Annotated in this window: 18 protein-coding genes; 10 read left to right on the top strand and 8 right to left on the bottom strand. The window is 62.8% G+C overall.

Going from position 1 to position 16428, the window contains the following annotated elements; genetic code table 11:
* Positions 1-301 precede the first annotated feature (301 nt).
* Both NKI15_RS24485 and plsY read left to right on the top strand, forming a co-directional pair.
* On the top strand, positions 302-832 hold the full coding sequence (locus NKI15_RS24485; protein WP_023706709.1) for a hypothetical protein: 531 nt from the start codon (positions 302-304) through the stop codon (positions 830-832).
* Between the two features lie 16 nt (positions 833-848).
* Positions 849-1487, top strand: coding sequence for a glycerol-3-phosphate 1-O-acyltransferase PlsY (gene plsY, locus NKI15_RS24490; protein WP_031246262.1), 639 nt, complete (start codon positions 849-851; stop codon positions 1485-1487).
* 22 nt (positions 1488-1509) lie between these two features.
* Here plsY and NKI15_RS24495 read toward each other — a convergent pair whose 3' ends face one another.
* A complete protein-coding gene (locus NKI15_RS24495) occupies positions 1510-2766 on the bottom strand; it encodes a ubiquinone biosynthesis hydroxylase (protein ID WP_023705021.1) in 1257 nt (418 codons plus the stop codon).
* Positions 2767-2878: 112 nt separating this feature from the next.
* On the opposite strand from NKI15_RS24495, the gene tesB reads away from it, so the two are divergent.
* The 6 genes from tesB to xth all read left to right on the top strand — a co-directional run bounded on the left by tesB (position 2879) and on the right by xth (position 10610).
* Positions 2879-3754, top strand: a complete 876-nt coding sequence (gene tesB, locus NKI15_RS24500) for an acyl-CoA thioesterase II (protein ID WP_023705020.1) — start codon at positions 2879-2881, stop codon at positions 3752-3754.
* Between the two features lie 218 nt (positions 3755-3972).
* A complete protein-coding gene (locus NKI15_RS24505) occupies positions 3973-4311 on the top strand; it encodes a P-II family nitrogen regulator (RefSeq protein WP_023670499.1) in 339 nt (112 codons plus the stop codon).
* 13 nt (positions 4312-4324) lie between these two features.
* Positions 4325-5773 carry an ammonium transporter gene (locus NKI15_RS24510; RefSeq protein WP_373420142.1) on the top strand — a complete coding sequence of 483 codons (1449 nt, stop codon included), beginning with the start codon at positions 4325-4327 and terminating at the stop codon, positions 5771-5773.
* 345 nt (positions 5774-6118) lie between these two features.
* Positions 6119-8788 (top strand): DNA translocase FtsK, encoded by a 2670-nt coding sequence (locus NKI15_RS24515; protein WP_352515130.1) that lies wholly within the window; start codon positions 6119-6121, stop codon positions 8786-8788.
* Positions 8789-8926: 138 nt separating this feature from the next.
* On the top strand, positions 8927-9607 hold the full coding sequence (locus NKI15_RS24520) for an outer-membrane lipoprotein carrier protein LolA (RefSeq protein ID WP_352887256.1): 681 nt from the start codon (positions 8927-8929) through the stop codon (positions 9605-9607).
* 196 nt (positions 9608-9803) lie between these two features.
* Entirely contained in the window at positions 9804-10610 is an 807-nt protein-coding gene (gene xth, locus NKI15_RS24525) for an exodeoxyribonuclease III (protein WP_023742136.1), read from the top strand.
* 159 nt (positions 10611-10769) lie between these two features.
* Here xth and NKI15_RS24530 read toward each other — a convergent pair whose 3' ends face one another.
* Together NKI15_RS24530 and NKI15_RS24535 are read right to left on the bottom strand one after the other, a co-directional pair.
* Entirely contained in the window at positions 10770-11225 is a 456-nt protein-coding gene (locus tag NKI15_RS24530) for a cyclic nucleotide-binding domain-containing protein (RefSeq protein WP_023730228.1), read from the bottom strand.
* 177 nt (positions 11226-11402) lie between these two features.
* Positions 11403-12086 (bottom strand): response regulator transcription factor, encoded by a 684-nt coding sequence (locus NKI15_RS24535; RefSeq protein ID WP_023670493.1) that lies wholly within the window; start codon positions 12084-12086, stop codon positions 11403-11405.
* A 145-nt stretch (positions 12087-12231) separates the two neighbouring features.
* Between NKI15_RS24535 and NKI15_RS24540 the strand changes: the two genes are divergently transcribed.
* A complete protein-coding gene (locus tag NKI15_RS24540) occupies positions 12232-12768 on the top strand; it encodes a L,D-transpeptidase family protein (protein WP_245264527.1) in 537 nt (178 codons plus the stop codon).
* Between the two features lie 106 nt (positions 12769-12874).
* Here NKI15_RS24540 and NKI15_RS24545 read toward each other — a convergent pair whose 3' ends face one another.
* Positions 12875-13114 (bottom strand): hypothetical protein, encoded by a 240-nt coding sequence (locus NKI15_RS24545; RefSeq protein WP_023670491.1) that lies wholly within the window; start codon positions 13112-13114, stop codon positions 12875-12877.
* Positions 13115-13248: 134 nt separating this feature from the next.
* Between NKI15_RS24545 and gcvA the strand changes: the two genes are divergently transcribed.
* Positions 13249-14169 (top strand): transcriptional regulator GcvA, encoded by a 921-nt coding sequence (gene gcvA, locus NKI15_RS24550; protein WP_023683901.1) that lies wholly within the window; start codon positions 13249-13251, stop codon positions 14167-14169.
* Between the two features lie 15 nt (positions 14170-14184).
* On the opposite strand, the gene NKI15_RS24555 is transcribed toward gcvA, so the two are convergent.
* The 4 genes from NKI15_RS24555 to NKI15_RS24570 form a co-directional block, all read right to left on the bottom strand.
* Complete coding sequence (locus NKI15_RS24555; protein ID WP_352515128.1) at positions 14185-14607, bottom strand: DUF1761 domain-containing protein; 423 nt, start codon at positions 14605-14607, stop codon at positions 14185-14187.
* A 105-nt stretch (positions 14608-14712) separates the two neighbouring features.
* Positions 14713-15411, bottom strand: a complete 699-nt coding sequence (locus NKI15_RS24560; protein WP_023702382.1) for a class I SAM-dependent methyltransferase — start codon at positions 15409-15411, stop codon at positions 14713-14715.
* Positions 15366-15791 (bottom strand): EVE domain-containing protein, encoded by a 426-nt coding sequence (locus NKI15_RS24565; protein ID WP_023670487.1) that lies wholly within the window; start codon positions 15789-15791, stop codon positions 15366-15368. Before NKI15_RS24565 ends, NKI15_RS24560 begins: the two co-directional genes overlap by 46 nt.
* Before the next feature lie 88 nt (positions 15792-15879).
* Entirely contained in the window at positions 15880-16176 is a 297-nt protein-coding gene (locus NKI15_RS24570) for a YciI-like protein (RefSeq protein WP_023705014.1), read from the bottom strand.
* Positions 16177-16428 lie beyond the last annotated feature (252 nt).

Here is a 16428-nt window from a genome sequence, read left to right on the forward strand (position 1 = left end):
CATAAAATGAAATCTCTGGCGGGGTTGAATACGGCGGGATTTGTGCCATGTCAATGATGGCGAACGAAATTTCAGTATGTGAAATATCTTGCAGGTAGAGTGGGGTGGATGCGAAGTCGGCGTTATCGCCAAGCGGTTGCATCATTAGTGCCCGTGACGAGCGACCTGAACACAGGACGTCCGATCTCGGCGTCTGGATGATTAGGGGGCCAGCTCTGTTTTCTCATCAGATACAATTCTTGCGTGTTGAAGCAACGCCGGAGTTCTCCTATCGTCGCCGCAATTTTCGGGGGAATTCGACATGCCTTTCCTGATTGCTATTCTCGGCGTGCTGGGAGCCGGGGCGTTCTGGTGGTATCGCATGAAGGCCATGAACGAAGCCGCGCGCGAGGTCGCCGACGTCGTCGGCCGCGTCCAGGGCAACATAAGGCGCAAGAAGCTGCGCAAGCAGGCGGCGCTGTCGCCGCTGACGGCGATCGACGATCCGGTGGTGGCGGCGGCAACGCTGATCACCGCACTGGCAGCGGAGCACGGCCCGATCCTGCCGAAGCGTGAAACGGTCATCCGCGAGGTGATCTCGCAGATTGCGGACAACCAGAAGAAGACCGATGAAGCCGTCGTCTACGCCAAATGGGCCGCGGCGCAGATCGACGACCCGACGATCGTCATCGACAAACTGGCGCCCTTCCTGCGCGAGCGCCTCGATCCGCATGAGCGCGAAGATCTGCTGCAGATGCTGGATCGTGTTGCCAAGAGCGGCGAGCAGAGTTTCAAGGTCGCCGACCAACGCATGCTGCGACTGCGGCAGAAGCTGGGTTTCGAGGTCAACTGAGAAACAGCCCGGGCGCATGTCATTCTGGATAGCGAGCGTGGTAGGATCGGCTGCCGCTTACCTTATCGGCTCTACGCCTGCCGGCTATCTGGCGGGGAAACTGCTTAAGGGCATCGATATCCGGGAGCACGGCTCCAAGCCCACCGGTGCGACAAATGTATTGCGCACACTCGGGAAATGGCCAGCATTGGTGGTGCTTCTGGTGGACGTGCTGAAAGGGGCGGCAGCGGTCATCTTTGCCCGTTGGTTTTGTTTCTGGTCTTCCGCAACGCCGCCGTCGGCAATATCTGATATGCCCGTTTGGGCTCCTCGGGTTGTATGCCTGGCCGGACTCGCTGTTTTGCTTGGGCATAGCCGTTCGATCTGGCTGAATTTCACCGGCGGCAAATCGGCTGCGACGGGGTTGGGTGTTTTGTTGGCGATGTCCTGGCCTGTGGGTCTAGGCGCGGCGACGGCATTTGCCGTGGTGTTGGCAGTTTCCCGAATTGTGTCCCTGAGTTCGATGCTGGCGGCGCTCACCGCGATCGCCCTCGTCGGCGGCATGGAACAACCATTGCCCTACCGGTTGCTGGTCATCGCCGGCGGCATCTACGTGATCGTGCGCCACCGCGCCAACATTGCGCGGCTGATGTCAGGAGCCGAGCCGCGTCTATGACAAAGCGGCACTCATTCCCGGTCTAAATCGCCTCACCCTTGAGCAGCCGTGGTGTGCCGTTGGACAACCCCGACGCCTGGCGGATGAAGAACTCCTTCAGCCTGGGCATCCGTTCGACAAGGCCGAGGCCTATGTCGCGGAGCTGGCGCAGCGGGCCGATGTCGTTGGAAAACAGCCGGTTCAGCACATCTGTGGTGACGCCCATCTGCACGGTGTCGAAGCGGCGCCATTGCTGGTAACGCTCGAGCACGTCGAGCGCGCCGATATCCTGTCCCAAGCGATCGGCCTCGACCACCACTTCGGCAAGGGCCGCCACATCCTTGAAGCCGAGATTGAGGCCCTGGCCGGCGATCGGGTGGATGCCGTGCGCGGCGTCGCCGGCAAGTGCTACGCGCGGGGCGACGAAGGCGCGCGCGATGGTCAGGCCGAGCGGCCAGGCGCGCGGCTTGTCGGTGACGCGGATTTCGCCGAGCTTCAGGCCGAAGCGCAATTCAAGCTCCTGCTCGAAGACGAGGTCGTCGCCCGAGACCAGCTTTTCGGCATCCTCGGAACGTTCGACCCAGACCAGCGACGAACGGTTGGTGCCGTCCTCGGTCGGCTTGAGCGGCAGCGTTGCAAACGGGCCGGCCGGCAGAAAATGCTCTTCGGCGCGGCCATTGTGCGGGCGCTCATGCGCCACCGTGCAGACGATGCCGGACTGGCCATATTCCCATTTCACCGTCTTGATGCCGGCCATGTCGCGCAATTTGGAATTGACGCCGTCGGCGGCGACCAGCAGCCGCGCCTCAATCGCCGCGCCGTCGGCCAGATGCACGGTGATGCCGGCGCCATTGCCGTCGAACGATGCGACCGCGACACCTTCGATGATGTCGATGCCGAGCTTTTGCGCGCGGCGGCGCAAGGCGCCGTTCAGGTCCTTGTTGGCGACCATGTGGGCGAACGGTTCGCCCGGCGCGACCTCGCCATCGAAGGTGAGAAACACCGGACGCACCGGATCGGCGGTGCGCGAATCGGTGACGATCATCTCGGTGATCGCCTGCGATTGCCCGACGATTTCCTGCCAGACGCCGAGCTGGTCGAGCATGCGGCAGGCGGCGGCGGCGATCGCCGAGGCGCGGCCATCCTTTTGCCAGACGCCGGGGGGCGCGGCATCGACGACGGCGACAGCCAGGCCCGGCCGCGCCTGTTTCAGCGACACTGCGGCCGCGAGGCCGACATAGCCGGCGCCAGCGACCAGCACGTCGAGCGGGGTTTTTGCGTCCGTGTTGCGGTTCGCCATGTCAATTCCTTTCGAAGTCTCGACCATCCCCGCCCACTGGGGCATTCCGGCCTTGACTGCCCGCCATTCCTGTCGGAAACCGCCATAGCATCTTACGGCGAGGTCACGAAGCATGACGGCGGCCATGGACGAGCTTCTCAGCATTCTCGACCTCGAGCAGCTGGAACACAATCTGTACCGTGGTCGCAGTCCCAAGCTCGACTGGCAGCGCGTTTTCGGCGGCCAGACCATCGCCCAGGCGCTGGTCGCCGCGCAGCGCACCGTCGAGCCCGAGCGCCACGTGCATTCGCTGCACGGCTATTTCATGCGGCCCGGCGACACCAAGGTGCCGATCGTCTACGAGGTCGACCGCATCCGCGATGGCGGCTCCTTCACCACGCGGCGCGTGGTGGCGATCCAGCACGGCCAGGCGATCTTTTCGCTGGAAGCCTCGTTCCAGCAGGATGAGGTTGGCCTTGAGCATCAGCTGCCGATGCCGCGCGACGTGCCGCCGCCCGACAGCCTGTTGTCGCAGCGCGAATTGCTGGGCAAGTTCGGCGAGGCGGTGCCGGACGGCATCAAGCGCTATTGGGAGCGTGACCGGCCGATTGAGATGAAGCCGGTGATGCTGGAGCATTACACCAGCCGCGAAAAGCTGGAGCCGCAGCAGAACATCTGGATCCGCACCACCGGCCCGGTGCCGGCCGACCGCGGCATCCAGGCGGCGGTGCTTGCCTACCTCTCCGACATGACGCTGCTCGACACCTCGACCTTTGCGCACGGCCGCGCCATTTTCGACCGCGACATCCAGGCGGCGAGCCTCGACCATGCGATGTGGTTCCATCGCAGCCATCCGCTCGATGACTGGATCCTATACACGCAGGACAGCCCCTCGACGCAGGGGTCGCGCGGCTTCACCCGCGGCTCGCTGTTTGCCCGCGACGGCACGCTGATCGCCTCGGTTGCCCAGGAAGGCCTGATCCGGCTGAAACGGCCGCCTGCCGAATAGGCATTTTCGAAAAATTGCCTACTTTTTAATCAGTGACTGTCCGTTGACAGTGCGCACCGTGCCGCCGGGACTCGAGCAATCCGTTTATTTACAATGAGTTAACACCCTGCTTCGGCAACTGGCACGGAGCTTGAATCCTGTTGGGCACTCTCCGGGCTTTTTGGGATCGGTGAAGGTGTGCAAACGCGGGGGACCGCAACAGCAAAGGGTGAAACCTTATGAAAATCGTGATGGCAATCATCAAGCCGTTCAAGCTCGACGAGGTGCGCGAAGCGCTCACCGCCGTCGGCATCCAGGGCCTGACCGTCACCGAAGTCAAAGGCTACGGGCGTCAGAAGGGACACACGGAAATCTATCGCGGGGCGGAATACGCGGTCAGTTTCCTGCCGAAAATCAAGATCGAAGTCGCGGTCAGCACAGACCTGGTCGACAAGGCCGTCGAAGCCATCACGGCGGCGGCCAAGACCGGCCAGATCGGCGACGGCAAGATCTTCGTCTTCGGCATCGATCAGGCGGTGCGCATCCGTACCGGCGAAACAGACACCGACGCACTTTGAGCGGCGAACACGTATTCCAATGGAGAGTTCAATGAATATACCTTCCACCTTGAAGTCAGTGGCACGCTCCGCGCTGCTGGGCTCCTTAGCGCTCGGAGCATTGGGCACGGTTGCTGCCTTCGCGCAGGAGGCGGCTCCCGCCGTCGCGGCGGCAGCGCCAGCAGCGCCGGCTTTTACTGTCGACAAGGGCGACACCACGTGGATGATGATTTCCACCGTGCTGGTGCTGTTGATGACCATTCCCGGCCTTGCGCTTTTCTACGGCGGCCTGGTTCGTACCAAGAACATGCTGTCGGTGCTGATGCAGGTCTTCACCATCACCAGCGTGGTCATGATCATCTGGGTCTTCTACGGCTACAGCCTCGCCTTCACCCCGGGCAACGCCTTCGTCGGCGGCCTTTCGAAGATGTTTCTCTCCGGCGTCAACGTATCGACGCTTTCGGAAACCTTCAGCAAGGGCGTCGCCATTCCTGAACTGGTGTTCGTCGTCTTCCAGATGACCTTCGCCTGCATCACGCCCGCCCTGATCGTCGGCGCATTCGCCGAACGCGTCAAATTCTCCGCCTTGATCCTTTTCGTTATCCTATGGGTGACGTTAATCTACTTCCCGATCGCGCACATGGTCTGGTTCTGGGGCGGCCCGAGCGCCTATGCCGACCCGTCCGGCCTGATCTTCAGCTTCGGCGCCATCGACTTCGCCGGCGGCACGGTCGTTCACATCAATGCGGGCATTGCCGGTCTCGTCGGCGCGCTGATGATCGGCAAGCGCATCGGCTACAAGAAGGACATCATGGCGCCGCACTCGATGACGCTGACCATGGTCGGCGCTTCATTGCTGTGGGTCGGCTGGTTCGGCTTCAACGCCGGTTCGAACCTCGAAGCGAACGCCTATGCGGTGCTGGCGATGATCAACACCTTCGTCGCCACGGCGGCGGCGGCAGTGGCCTGGATCGTGCTTGAATCGCTGCTGCGCGGCAAAGCCTCCATGCTCGGCGCTGTTTCGGGCGCGGTCACCGGCCTCGTCGCGATTACGCCGGCTGCAGGTTTTGCCGGCCCGATGGGCGCTATCGTGCTTGGCATCGTCGCCACCTTCGTCTGCTACTTCTTCGTCTCGGTGGTGAAGAACACGTTCGACTATGATGACAGCCTCGATGTCTTCGGCGTCCACTGCGTCGGTGGCATCATCGGTGCGCTCGGCACTGGCATTCTGGTCAATCCCGCCCTCGGCGGCGCCGGCATCGTCGACTATTCGACGGCCGACTTCGCCGCCGGCTATGCCGGCACGGCCACGCAGCTCCTGGCGCAGGGCAAAGGCGTCCTGGTAACTCTGCTGTGGTCGGGCATCGGCAGCGCCATCCTCTACAAGGTTGTCGACTTGATCATCGGTCTGCGTCCGACAGCCGACGCCGAGCGCGAAGGCCTCGACCTGACTTCGCATGGCGAAGCGGCCTACCACTCGTAAGCCTTGCGGGGCGGCTCGGCCGCCCCGCATTCTCCCATCCCGTCGTGACGCTCCCGAAAGGAGTTCACGCTTTGAGGCCCGGGTCATTCCGGGCCTCTCTTTTTGGCAACCGTGCTGGCAGGCCTCGATCCCTGCGCAATCACGTTCTAGTGATGGCCGCCGGCGGGGAGACGTCGACCGGATTGGTTCTGAACTGTTGAGACTGCCTACAGTGGAGTGAGCAAGATCGTGGCTCCGGCTGCCGTATAGTTAATGCGGCCTTAACTTCCCCCCGATAGTCTGACATCCGAATCTGCCGGAGTGCGTCATGCGCCCGGCCAGTCCATGACAGACGGGGAACGAAGCATGCGTTCAGGGGCTTCAGCACCGCTCGCGCTAACCGATACGGGGCACGGCATCCAGGCATTCGCGCGGCGCCAGGTCGGGCGGCTGGTCGGCGCCGGCCTGTTTGCGCTGGTCGCCTTTGGCGTCGCGGCGCTGGCGACCTGGAACGTCGCCGATCCCAGCTTCTCGCACGCCACCGACAACATCGTCACCAACGCCATGGGCTATGCGGGCGCGGTATTCTCCGACCTCGCCATGCAGTTCTTCGGCCTTGCCGCGGTTGCCGCCCTGGTGCCGGCGGTGATCTGGGGCTTTCTTCTGTTTTCGGCGCGCGGCGTCGACAGGCTGCCGAAGCGCGGCCTTGCCTGGTTCGGCTTCGCGCTGCTCGCGGCGGCGATGGCCGGCTGCGTGGTGCCGCCCAAGACGTGGCCGTTGCCGACCGGCCTCGGTGGCGTGTTCGGCGACATGGTGCTCAATATTCCGGGCATGGTCATTGGCGGCTACCCGACCGGCATCGTTGCCAGCATCATTGCCATGGTGCTCATTGCGCCGGCGCTGTGGCTGTTTGCCTATGGCTCGGCGCTGATTGCGCGCAAGAACGGCTTTGCCGTCATGGAGCGCACCGCGGAGCCCGATCCCCGAGAGGACGACCTGCTCTTCGACGAAGACGACGACGAGGGCGACGAAGGGATACTGGCGCTCGGCGCCATTACCCACTGGTGGCTGTCTTTCCGCGCCTGGATGCATCGCCGGGCTGTGCGCCGCCAGCAGGAGCGCGACGAGTTCGAGCCGGAGATGGAGCAGCGCTCCACCGCATGGCGCCGCGCCGCCGAACGGGTCGAATCGGCGGAATTCGCCGAAGCGCGGATGAGCCCGGATGGCCGCGCCCGCGTCGAGCCGGAATTCTTCGCCGCCATGGTCAATGACCGCAGCGTTTCCGTCGATCCGGACGATGACGACGTCCTCGATGCCGGTTTCGGCAATGGCGACGAGGAGGTCGAACTCGACGACGAGCCGGTCCAGCGCCGTGCCGCGCCGAACGCCAAGGTGCAGAACTTCCGGTCAGATGCGGCGACCCGCGTCGCCGCACCTGCGCCGCGTCCCGCTCCCGGCGCGCGCGTCCAGCGCGAGGCGCAGACCTCGCTGATCGGCTCGGAAACATTCGAAATGCCGTCGCTGCATTTCCTGTCGGAGCCGAAGAACGTGGTGCGCGACGCCAGCCTGTCCAAGGACGCGCTGGAGCAGAATGCGCGCCTGCTCGAAGGCGTTCTGGAGGATTTCGGCGTCAAGGGCGAGATTATCGCGGTACGGCCCGGCCCCGTCGTCACGCTCTATGAACTGGAACCGGCGCCCGGCATCAAATCGTCGCGCGTCATCGGCCTGTCCGACGACATCGCCCGCTCGATGAGCGCGATTGCCTGCCGCGTCGCCGTGGTGCCCGGCCGCAACGCCATCGGCATCGAATTGCCGAATGCCAAGCGCGAGACCGTCTATCTCCGGGAGATCCTGGCCAGCCGCGATTTCGAGACGACCAAGTCCAAGCTGGCGCTGGCGCTGGGCAAGACCATCAATGGCGAGGCGGTGATCGTCGACATCGCCAAGATGCCGCATGTGCTGGTCGCAGGCACCACCGGCTCCGGCAAGTCCGTCGCCATCAACACGATGATCCTGTCGCTGCTCTACAAGCTGACGCCGCAGGACTGCCGGCTGATCATGATCGACCCGAAGATGCTCGAACTTTCCGTCTATGACGGCATCCCGCACCTTCTGACGCCGGTGGTCACCGACCCGAAGAAGGCCGTGGTGGCGTTGAAATGGACGGTGCGCGAGATGGAGGACCGCTACCGCAAGATGTCCAAGGTCGGCGTGCGCAACATCGACGGCTTCAACGCGCGCGTGCAGTTGGCTGAAAAGAAGGGCGAAAAAATCTCGCGCACCGTGCAGACCGGCTTCGACCGCCAGACCGGCGAGGCGATCTACGAGACCGAGAACCTCGATCTCGAGCCAATGCCCTACATAGTGGTCATCATCGACGAGATGGCCGATTTGATGATGGTCGCCGGCAAGGACATCGAAGGCGCGGTGCAGCGCCTGGCACAAATGGCGCGCGCGGCCGGCATCCATGTCATCATGGCGACGCAGCGTCCGTCGGTCGACGTCATCACCGGCACCATCAAGGCCAATTTCCCGACCCGTATCTCCTTCCAGGTGACGTCGAAGATCGACAGCCGCACCATTCTGGGCGAGCAGGGCGCCGAGCAGCTGCTCGGCATGGGCGACATGCTGTACATGGCCGGCGGCGGCCGCATCCAGCGCGTGCACGGCCCGTTCGTCGCCGACGACGAGGTCGAGAAGATCGTCGCCCATCTGAAGCTGCAGGGCGTGCCCGAATATCTCGACGCCATCACCGAGGATGACGGCGAGGACGATGACGAGCCGTCGGGCAAGGGCGGCGCTGGCGGTGGCGGCAACAGCAATTTCGAGGATTCCGACGATCCCTACGACCAGGCGGTCTCGGTCGTGCTGCGCGACGGCAAGGCGTCGACCAGCTATATCCAGCGCCGGCTCGGCATCGGCTACAACCGCGCCGCCTCGATCATCGAGAAGATGGAGAAGGAAGGCATTGTCGGCCCGGCCAACCATGCCGGCAAACGCGAAATCCTGGTGCCGACCGAGGACGACAAGTTCTGATCAGCCGATACGGCCCGGCGGCAACCTTGAACCTTTTGGCGCGTTACAGCGACTGAGCGCTGTCCGGCCCGCCAAACTTAAGTCTAACTGGGGGTCCACCGACTGCAACGAGACACACACCACACGAGAGTGACCGGCATGAAAAACGATCTTTCCGCGATCAGCGATTTCGCTCCAAACCGTCGCCAGTTGCTCGGCCTTGGCCTGATGCTTGCCGGCGCCGCGGCCATCAACGTCGTGCCGGGGTTCCAGCTCTTGGCCTCGGCGCAGGCGGCAGTGCCGCCGACGGCGCAAAAGATCGCCGACCATTTCTCCTCGGTCAAATCGATGAGCGGCGAGTTCGTCCAGTTCGGCCCCAACAACCAGCAGACCGGCGGCAAGTTCTTCCTTGAGCGGCCAGGCAAGATTCGCTTCAACTATGACGGCAAGTCGAATTTCCGGGTGATTTCCGACGGCAAGTCGGTGGTCATCCTCAATAAGCGGCTGAAAACGTCCGATCTCTATCCGTTGTCGAAGACGCCGCTGAAGCTGTTGCTCGACACCAAGATCGACCTCTCGGGGGGCCGCGTGAAATCGATCAAGGAAGAGAGCGACCTCACCACCATCCAGCTTGCCGACAAGTCGGTGTTCGGCAATTCGAAGATCACTATGATGTTCGATCCGAAATCCTATGATCTGCGCCAGTGGACCATCACCGACGCGAAGGGCAAGGACACCACGGTGATGATCTACAACACCAAGGAAGGCGTCAGCTTCCCTGCGGACACCTTTGCCATCGACTATGCGGCGAACCGCGAGCTGAACACCAACCAGCGCTAGATGCGGTGAGGCCGGCCTGCCAATGGCGATCTCCTGCGCTTCCGGTGCTCACGTGGTTTAAGTACGCTCCGCTCCGGTTCTCGGAGACCGCCATTCGACTCGGCCTGACCTGAATCAGAGCCGCCGCCCGCAAAGGCTGGCTTGTGTTTGTGGCGCTAGGCTGGCAGTAGATCGGCGACCTTGTTCGGACCGCCGCATGCCCTTCTCCATCGCCACCTGGAACATCAACTCCGTGCGCCTGCGCATGCCGATCGTCGAGCGGCTGCTGACGGAGCAGGCGCCCGATGTGCTTTGCCTGCAGGAGACGAAGGTTCCCGACGAGCTGTTTCCGGAAAAGGCGTTCCGCAAGGCCGGCTACGAGCACATCGCATTCCATGGCCAGAAGGGCTATCACGGCGTTGCGACGGTGGCGCGGCGGCCGATCGAGATTGTCGAGAAACGGCGCTTCTGCGAGATCGATGACAGCCGGCATCTGTCGGTCAAGGTGCAGGCCGGCGGCAAGGCAATCCTGGTCCACAATTTCTACGTGCCGGCCGGCGGCGACGAGCCCGATCCGGAGATCAACCGCAAGTTCCGCCACAAGCTCGATTTCGTTGCCGAGATGAACGCCATCCGCGCCGCGCATGACGAGGTGTCGGCCTCGATCCTGGTCGGCGACCTCAACATCGCTCCGCAGGAGCACGATGTCTGGTCGCACAAGCAATTGCTCAACGTCGTCAGCCACACGCCGGTCGAGACGCAAAATTTCGACGCGATGCGGATCGCCGGCGACTGGGTCGACCTGATGCGGCTCGACGTGCCCCCAGAGCAGAAGCTCTACACCTGGTGGAGCTATCGCGCGCGGGACTGGGAAGCCTCGAACCGCGGCCGCCGGCTCGACCATGTCTGGTCGTCACCGAACCTGGTGCCGAGCTTTGCCCGCTATGAGATCCTGCGAGAGGCGCGTGGCTGGGAGCGGCCCTCGGACCATGTGCCGGTGATTGCGCGGTTCGACCTGGATTAGGCGTGCCGATATTCAGGTGAGGCCGGCCTGCAATGGCCGATACCTGCGCTTCCGGTGCGTACTTTGAGTACGCCCCGCTCCGGTTCTCGGTATCAGCCATTTTCGACTCGGCCTGACCTGAATCTCGACACACCCAAGCGTCAGCGCGGTCGCGGGGACCTACCCGCCAAACCTTGGCGCCAGCTTCTCGATGCGGGCGATCATGGCTTGGAAATCATCGAGGATGCGCTGGTGCAGTTTCACCGCCACCTCGGGATATTCCTCCAGGATGCGGCGAAACATCTTGCGGCTCAACCTTATCACTTCCGAATCGGTCTCGGCCGAGGCGCTGGTCAGCCGTCTTGAGTCGGCGATCAGCGCCAGTTCGCTGAGGATCGTGCCGGGGCCGGCGGTGCCGATCGGGATGCGGTCGCCATCCTGCTCCCGGTAGAGCACGATGCGGCCACTGACCACGATATAGGCTGAGTCGGCTTCGTCATCCTCGCGGTACAGCTTGCGGTCGGCCTGCAGATGGGTGGCTTCGGCGCCGAAGGCGAGCAGGCGCAGCTGTTCCTGCGTGAAACCCTCAAAGAGCTTCACGGCGGACAGGATGCGGATGTCGTCATCCAGCGCCATCTCTAGCTGCGTCCCCGAACGGTCAGTCCAATCCCTCCCTTAGAGCGCCGCGTGTCCAATTGAACGCGCAAAGGACGCTCTAACACTTCAATCTGCGCAACGGGCCGATCCAGGCTCCCCCAGCCGGATCCTCCCCGAAACAGTCCCGCCCCGACCGCTTATCGAACAATGAAAAGTTTAAGGAACCAGCTTGTAGCCGCCGCTTTCTGTCACAAGAATTTCAGCATTGGAAGGATCGCGCTCGATCTTCTGGCGCAGCCGGTAGACGTGAGTTTCCAGCGTGTGCGTGGTGACGCCGGAATTGTAGCCCCACACTTCCTCGAGCAGGACGTCGCGCGTCACCACCTTCTGGTCGGCTCGATAGAGATATTTGATGATCGAGGCTTCCTTCTCGGTCAGCCGCACCTTGCCGCCGCGCTGGTCGATCAGAAGCTTCTGGCTGGGCTTGAACGTGTAGGGCCCGACCGAAAAGGTGGCGTCCTCGCTCTGCTCGTGCTGGCGCAGTTGTGCGCGTATGCGGGCGAGCAGCACGGCGAAGCGGAACGGCTTGGTGACATAGTCGTTGGCGCCGGCCTCGAGGCCCAGAATTGTGTCGGAATCGGTATCGTGGCCGGTCAGCATGATGATCGGCGCCTTGTAGCCGCCCTTGCGCAGGATCTTCACCGCCTCGCGGCCATCCATGTCGGGCAGTCCGACATCCATGATGAGCAGGTCGATGAGCCCGCCGCGCGCCGCGGCGACGCCTTTGGCGGCGGTCGCTTCCTGCAAGACGTCGAATTCTTCGTAAAGGGCCAGTTGCTCGACGAGGGTTCCGCGCAGGTCGTCATCATCGTCAACGATCAGAATGGTACGTGATGTCATGGATCAATCCATTGTTTTGAAAAGAATTTTCAGTTGACCGCCTCCCATTTATGCGGAAGCTGACCGGCGCAACAGTCCGATCACAGTGATTTGTTCCGTGACACGATCATACAAGAAAAAACGCGATCGCAATGCAGCCGGCGCAATTTTGCCGAAAAGGCTGCGTGTGCTGGTGGTTCGGGCGAGGCCGGGCAACCCCAGCCAGGGGATATTGCAGGCCGGCAGCAAGGTGTTTGCCTGTGCGCTCGGACGCGGCGGCATCTCGGCCAATAAGCGCGAAGGCGACGGTGCGACGCCGCTTGGCGAGATGCGGATTTTGTCAGGATATTTTCGGGGCGATCATTTCGCGGCCGGCCGCAAAACCCAGCTGGCGATGGCGCCGATCGGCGCCGATCTCGGCTGGTGCGAGGTGCCGGACGACCGCAACTACAACCGGCCGGTGAAAATCCCCTATGGCGCCAGCCATGAGCGAATGCGGCGCGACGACCGCCTCTATGACGCCTGCCTTGTGCTCGACTGGAACATGGCGCCGCGCCGGCGCGGCCGCGGCAGCGCCATCTTCTTCCATCTGGCGCGCCCAGGCTTCACACCGACGCAAGGCTGCGTGGCGGTGACAGCGCGGACAATGGCGCGGCTGTTGCCGCTGGTGTCGGACCGGACGGTGGTGAGGGTGGTGAGGTAGGGAGTAGGGAGTAGGGAGTAGGGAGTAGGGAGTAGGGAGTAGGGAGTAGGATGGTCTCGGCGTCGTTTCAATCCTTCACTACTCACTACTCACTACTCACCATTGCCTAACGCCTTCTCGGCTTCTGCCACCCAGTGTCCAGCAATCCAAGCCGGCCGAGTTCCCGGTCCACGGCCCGCGTCACGTCCTTGCGCTGCGCGCCGACATCGCGCAGTTGGCGATCCGAAAGGTCCTCCACGTCCTGGCGCGGCAGGTTGATGGCGACTTTCGCCTGGCGAAGCCAGTCCGTTACGGCATGCAACCAGTTCGAGCGAGCTGCTGGCGAGTTCAAAACGAAGATGGACATGATGCGCTCCGTGTTCCGCCGGATATCAAATCCGGCTTGATGGTGTTTCGATGGATGCATCATGCCGCATTGAAATCCATGCGAGAAACGAGTAGTTCTTTTCGGATCGTCAAGTTTTATTTGAGGATACGGTGATGTCCCGTCTGTTGCCCGGAACGCGCGCGCTGAGGACTCTGGAAGCCGCCGCCCGCCACCTCAATTTCACCCGCGCTGCCGACGAGCTCGGGCTGACGCCGGCGGCGGTCAGCCACCAGATCAAGGAAATCGAGGATCAGCTCGGGCTGGTGCTGTTCACGCGAACCAGTCGTACCATCCGGTTGACCGAGGCAGGTACGGTGCTGTTCGAGGCCTCGATCGATGCGCTCGACCTGCTCAACCGGGCGGTGTCGCGGGCGCGCAAGCTGACGCGCGGCACGGCATTGCTGAAGGTGACGCTCGACGCGCAGTTCGCGTCAAAATGGCTGATGCGGCGCGTCGACGATTTTCGCAAACTTCAGCCCAGTATCGAGCTGAGGTTCGACATCGGCTACGAAGTGCGCGATTTCGAACTCGACGACGTCGATGTCGGCATCCGGTTCGGGGTCGGCAAGTATCCGGGGCTTCGCGCCCATCGCCTGTTCGACAACATCCTCATTCCGGTGTGCAGCCCGAGCCTGCTGACCTCCGGCCCGCCGCTGCGCGAACCGCGCGACCTCTTCAACCACACGCTTGCCCATATCGAATGGTCGCGCCAAGGCGTGACATGGCCGAACTGGCGCATGTGGATGGCGGCGGCCGGCATCAACGATTTCGACGACAGTCGGACTATCGTGTTTGGAACCTCTACCGATGCCGTGCAGGCGGCGCTCGACGGCAATGCCGTGGCGCTCGCCGAGTTCGCCATGGTGGCAAACGACCTTTCCCAGGGAAGGCTGGTGCAGCCCTTTGAACTCGGTCTGCGCGTGGGGCCGGAGTTCGGCTACTTCCTGGTCTATCCCGAGAGCACTGCCAACGATCCGCGCATCATCGCTTTCCGCGAATGGATCCTCGACGAAGTCGCCAGGACGCAGACCTGACGACTTCTGCAGGCCTCAGCTGGCGACGACCGGCGCCCCGAACCAGCCGATCACCGCGCCGATGATCAACAGCACGCCGAGCCAGTGGCCGCCGTCGATCAGGGTCAGGTCCCAGCCGAAATTCTCATAGCGATGGTTGGCCATCAGCGTCGTGGCGACGAAACCCAGCCAGAGGACGAAGCCGAAGACCAGCCCTGCGACAAGGACCGGCTCGCCGCCGGTCATCGCGCCGACGACCAAGGCCAAGACCAGCGCCATGATCAGCTCGGCGATGAAGGAGATGATGAAGGGCAATATCGATTTCTTTGACGTTGACAGATCGATCCTGGCCGCCCTCACCCAAGGCTTGCTGAGGGCCGTGTACCAGACGGCGCCAAACAGCCACGCCGCGACGGCCGCGACAACCACCGCCAGCCAGTTCACCACTGAAAAATCCATAAAGTCCTCCCCTCAAGCATGCAGCCCAAAGCCTGACGGTTCTGGGATAACGACATGCGTATTCTTCAAATCAATGCGCGATGGAACGCCTGTTCGGCAATGCCGTCAAGCGAAGCGCCACACCGTGGTGCGCTTGACCAGGGCGTCCTCCAGCGCCCGCGTCACCGCCACTTCGTAGACTGCGAGCGGCTCCAGTCCCGCCTTCGGCATGTAGGAGCGGCCCGGATCGCCGACGAGGATGTCAGCGCCGCGCGCCTTCAGTGTCGAAAACCACGGCATCAGCGTGTCGGCGAAGGATTTGTCGTAGAAGACGTCGCCGGCCAGCACCACGTCCCAGCCGGCGTCGGTGCCGATGCAGTCCGTGCCGCAAAAGTCGATGGCAACGCCATTGGCCTCTGCGTTGAGGCGGATCGCCGTTTCGCAGAACGGGTCGATGTCGGCGGCGATCACGTGCGCCGCACCCGCCTTGGCGGCGGCGATGGCGACAAGGCCGGAGCCGGAGGCGAAGTCGAGCACGCGTTTGCCCCGCACATCCGACGGATTGTCCAGCACGTAACGGGCAAGGCCCTGACCGCCGGCCCAGGCAAAGGCCCAGAACGGCGGCGGCAGGCCGATTTCAATCAGCTCGTTCTCCGTGCGCTGCCAGAGGTCATGCGCTTCGTCGGCAAGATTGAGGACAATCTCCGGCACATGCGGCGGCGACATAAGCGCCGTGTTGTCGAGAATGAACTTTTTCGCGCTGTTCGGCGTGAGGACCGTCACGGAGCCGGCGTCAGGCCGCCCATGCGGCAGACTTCCTTCCATTCGGCCGGCGTCACCGGCTGTACGGAAAGCCGTCCAAGCCGCACCAGCGCCATCTCGGCAAGCTTCGGATTGGCCTTGACCTGCTCCAGCGTCGGCGGGTTCGGCACGTCCTTGAAGGCGCGGATGTCGACGCATTCCCAGCGCGGATCGTCGGTGGTGGTATCCTGATGGGCAAGCGCGCAGACCTCGGCAATGCCGACGACGTTCAGCCCCTCATTGGAGTGATAGAAGAAGCCGAGATCGCCGATCTGCATCGCCTTCATGTTGTTGCGCGCTGCATAGTTGCGCACGCCGTCCCACTGCGTGCCGGCCTTGCCCTTGGCCTTCAGCGCCTCGAAGGAGAAGACCGAAGGTTCGGATTTGAACAGCCAGTAGTTCATGTCTTTGCTCCAACTACTATTTTTTGCGCAATTCCGGACGGAAAACCGTTACACACTTTTCCTGGGATCGCTCTAGGCGCCGCCGGAACTAACTAGCCGCCGGCTTGTTGAAGGTCCAGTTCCACTGGCGGATTTCGACACTTTCGAACAGCCCGGCCTTGGCATAGGGGTCGGCAGCCGACAGCGCCTGCGCACCGGCGAGATCCGGCGCCTCGACCACGGCGAGGGTGCCGTTCGGCTTGCCGTCGGCATCGAGGAACGGACCGGCAAAGGCCAGTGTCCTGTCGGCGTTCAGGCCCTCGAGAAAGGCGACGTGGGCGGGTCGCGTGTCGACGCGCACCTGCAGGCTGCCGGGCTTGTCCTTGCAAATCAACGCAAACAGCATGCTTTCGAAACTCCGGGTTGGGATTGCGACTAAAGTTCGCCTTGAACTGCCGAAACCGCGTTTTTGCTTTTATGGTGCCTTCGGGTCAATGCCAAATGATCTGTCGCGATGGATCTCCGCCCCGCTCAAGGCCAAGGCATTGAAATGATGGATCCACATGAGTTTGATGAAAGTCACAGACGATATCGCTTCGCCCGAAAGAGCAGACACAGGCAACAGCGCTGCATTGCGAAAAAAGAGCGCCTGGCCTTT

The sequence above is a fragment of the Mesorhizobium sp. M0862 genome (assembly GCF_040319795.1).
In the GTDB taxonomy this organism is placed as follows: domain Bacteria; phylum Pseudomonadota; class Alphaproteobacteria; order Rhizobiales; family Rhizobiaceae; genus Mesorhizobium.

Coding starts and splice junctions, on each gene's coding strand:
- NKI15_RS24485 (WP_023706709.1), top strand. CDS start 302: ATGCCTTTCCTGATTGCTATTCTCGGCGTGCTGGGAGCCGGGGCGTTC.
- plsY (WP_031246262.1), top strand. CDS start 849: ATGTCATTCTGGATAGCGAGCGTGGTAGGATCGGCTGCCGCTTACCTT.
- NKI15_RS24495 (WP_023705021.1), bottom strand. CDS start 2,766: ATGGCGAACCGCAACACGGACGCAAAAACCCCGCTCGACGTGCTGGTC.
- tesB (WP_023705020.1), top strand. CDS start 2,879: ATGACGGCGGCCATGGACGAGCTTCTCAGCATTCTCGACCTCGAGCAG.
- NKI15_RS24505 (WP_023670499.1), top strand. CDS start 3,973: ATGAAAATCGTGATGGCAATCATCAAGCCGTTCAAGCTCGACGAGGTG.
- NKI15_RS24515 (WP_352515130.1), top strand. CDS start 6,119: ATGCGTTCAGGGGCTTCAGCACCGCTCGCGCTAACCGATACGGGGCAC.
- NKI15_RS24520 (WP_352887256.1), top strand. CDS start 8,927: ATGAAAAACGATCTTTCCGCGATCAGCGATTTCGCTCCAAACCGTCGC.
- xth (WP_023742136.1), top strand. CDS start 9,804: ATGCCCTTCTCCATCGCCACCTGGAACATCAACTCCGTGCGCCTGCGC.
- NKI15_RS24530 (WP_023730228.1), bottom strand. CDS start 11,225: ATGGCGCTGGATGACGACATCCGCATCCTGTCCGCCGTGAAGCTCTTT.
- NKI15_RS24535 (WP_023670493.1), bottom strand. CDS start 12,086: ATGACATCACGTACCATTCTGATCGTTGACGATGATGACGACCTGCGC.
- NKI15_RS24545 (WP_023670491.1), bottom strand. CDS start 13,114: ATGTCCATCTTCGTTTTGAACTCGCCAGCAGCTCGCTCGAACTGGTTG.
- gcvA (WP_023683901.1), top strand. CDS start 13,249: ATGTCCCGTCTGTTGCCCGGAACGCGCGCGCTGAGGACTCTGGAAGCC.
- NKI15_RS24555 (WP_352515128.1), bottom strand. CDS start 14,607: ATGGATTTTTCAGTGGTGAACTGGCTGGCGGTGGTTGTCGCGGCCGTC.
- NKI15_RS24560 (WP_023702382.1), bottom strand. CDS start 15,411: ATGGAAGGAAGTCTGCCGCATGGGCGGCCTGACGCCGGCTCCGTGACG.
- NKI15_RS24565 (WP_023670487.1), bottom strand. CDS start 15,791: ATGAACTACTGGCTGTTCAAATCCGAACCTTCGGTCTTCTCCTTCGAG.
- NKI15_RS24570 (WP_023705014.1), bottom strand. CDS start 16,176: ATGCTGTTTGCGTTGATTTGCAAGGACAAGCCCGGCAGCCTGCAGGTG.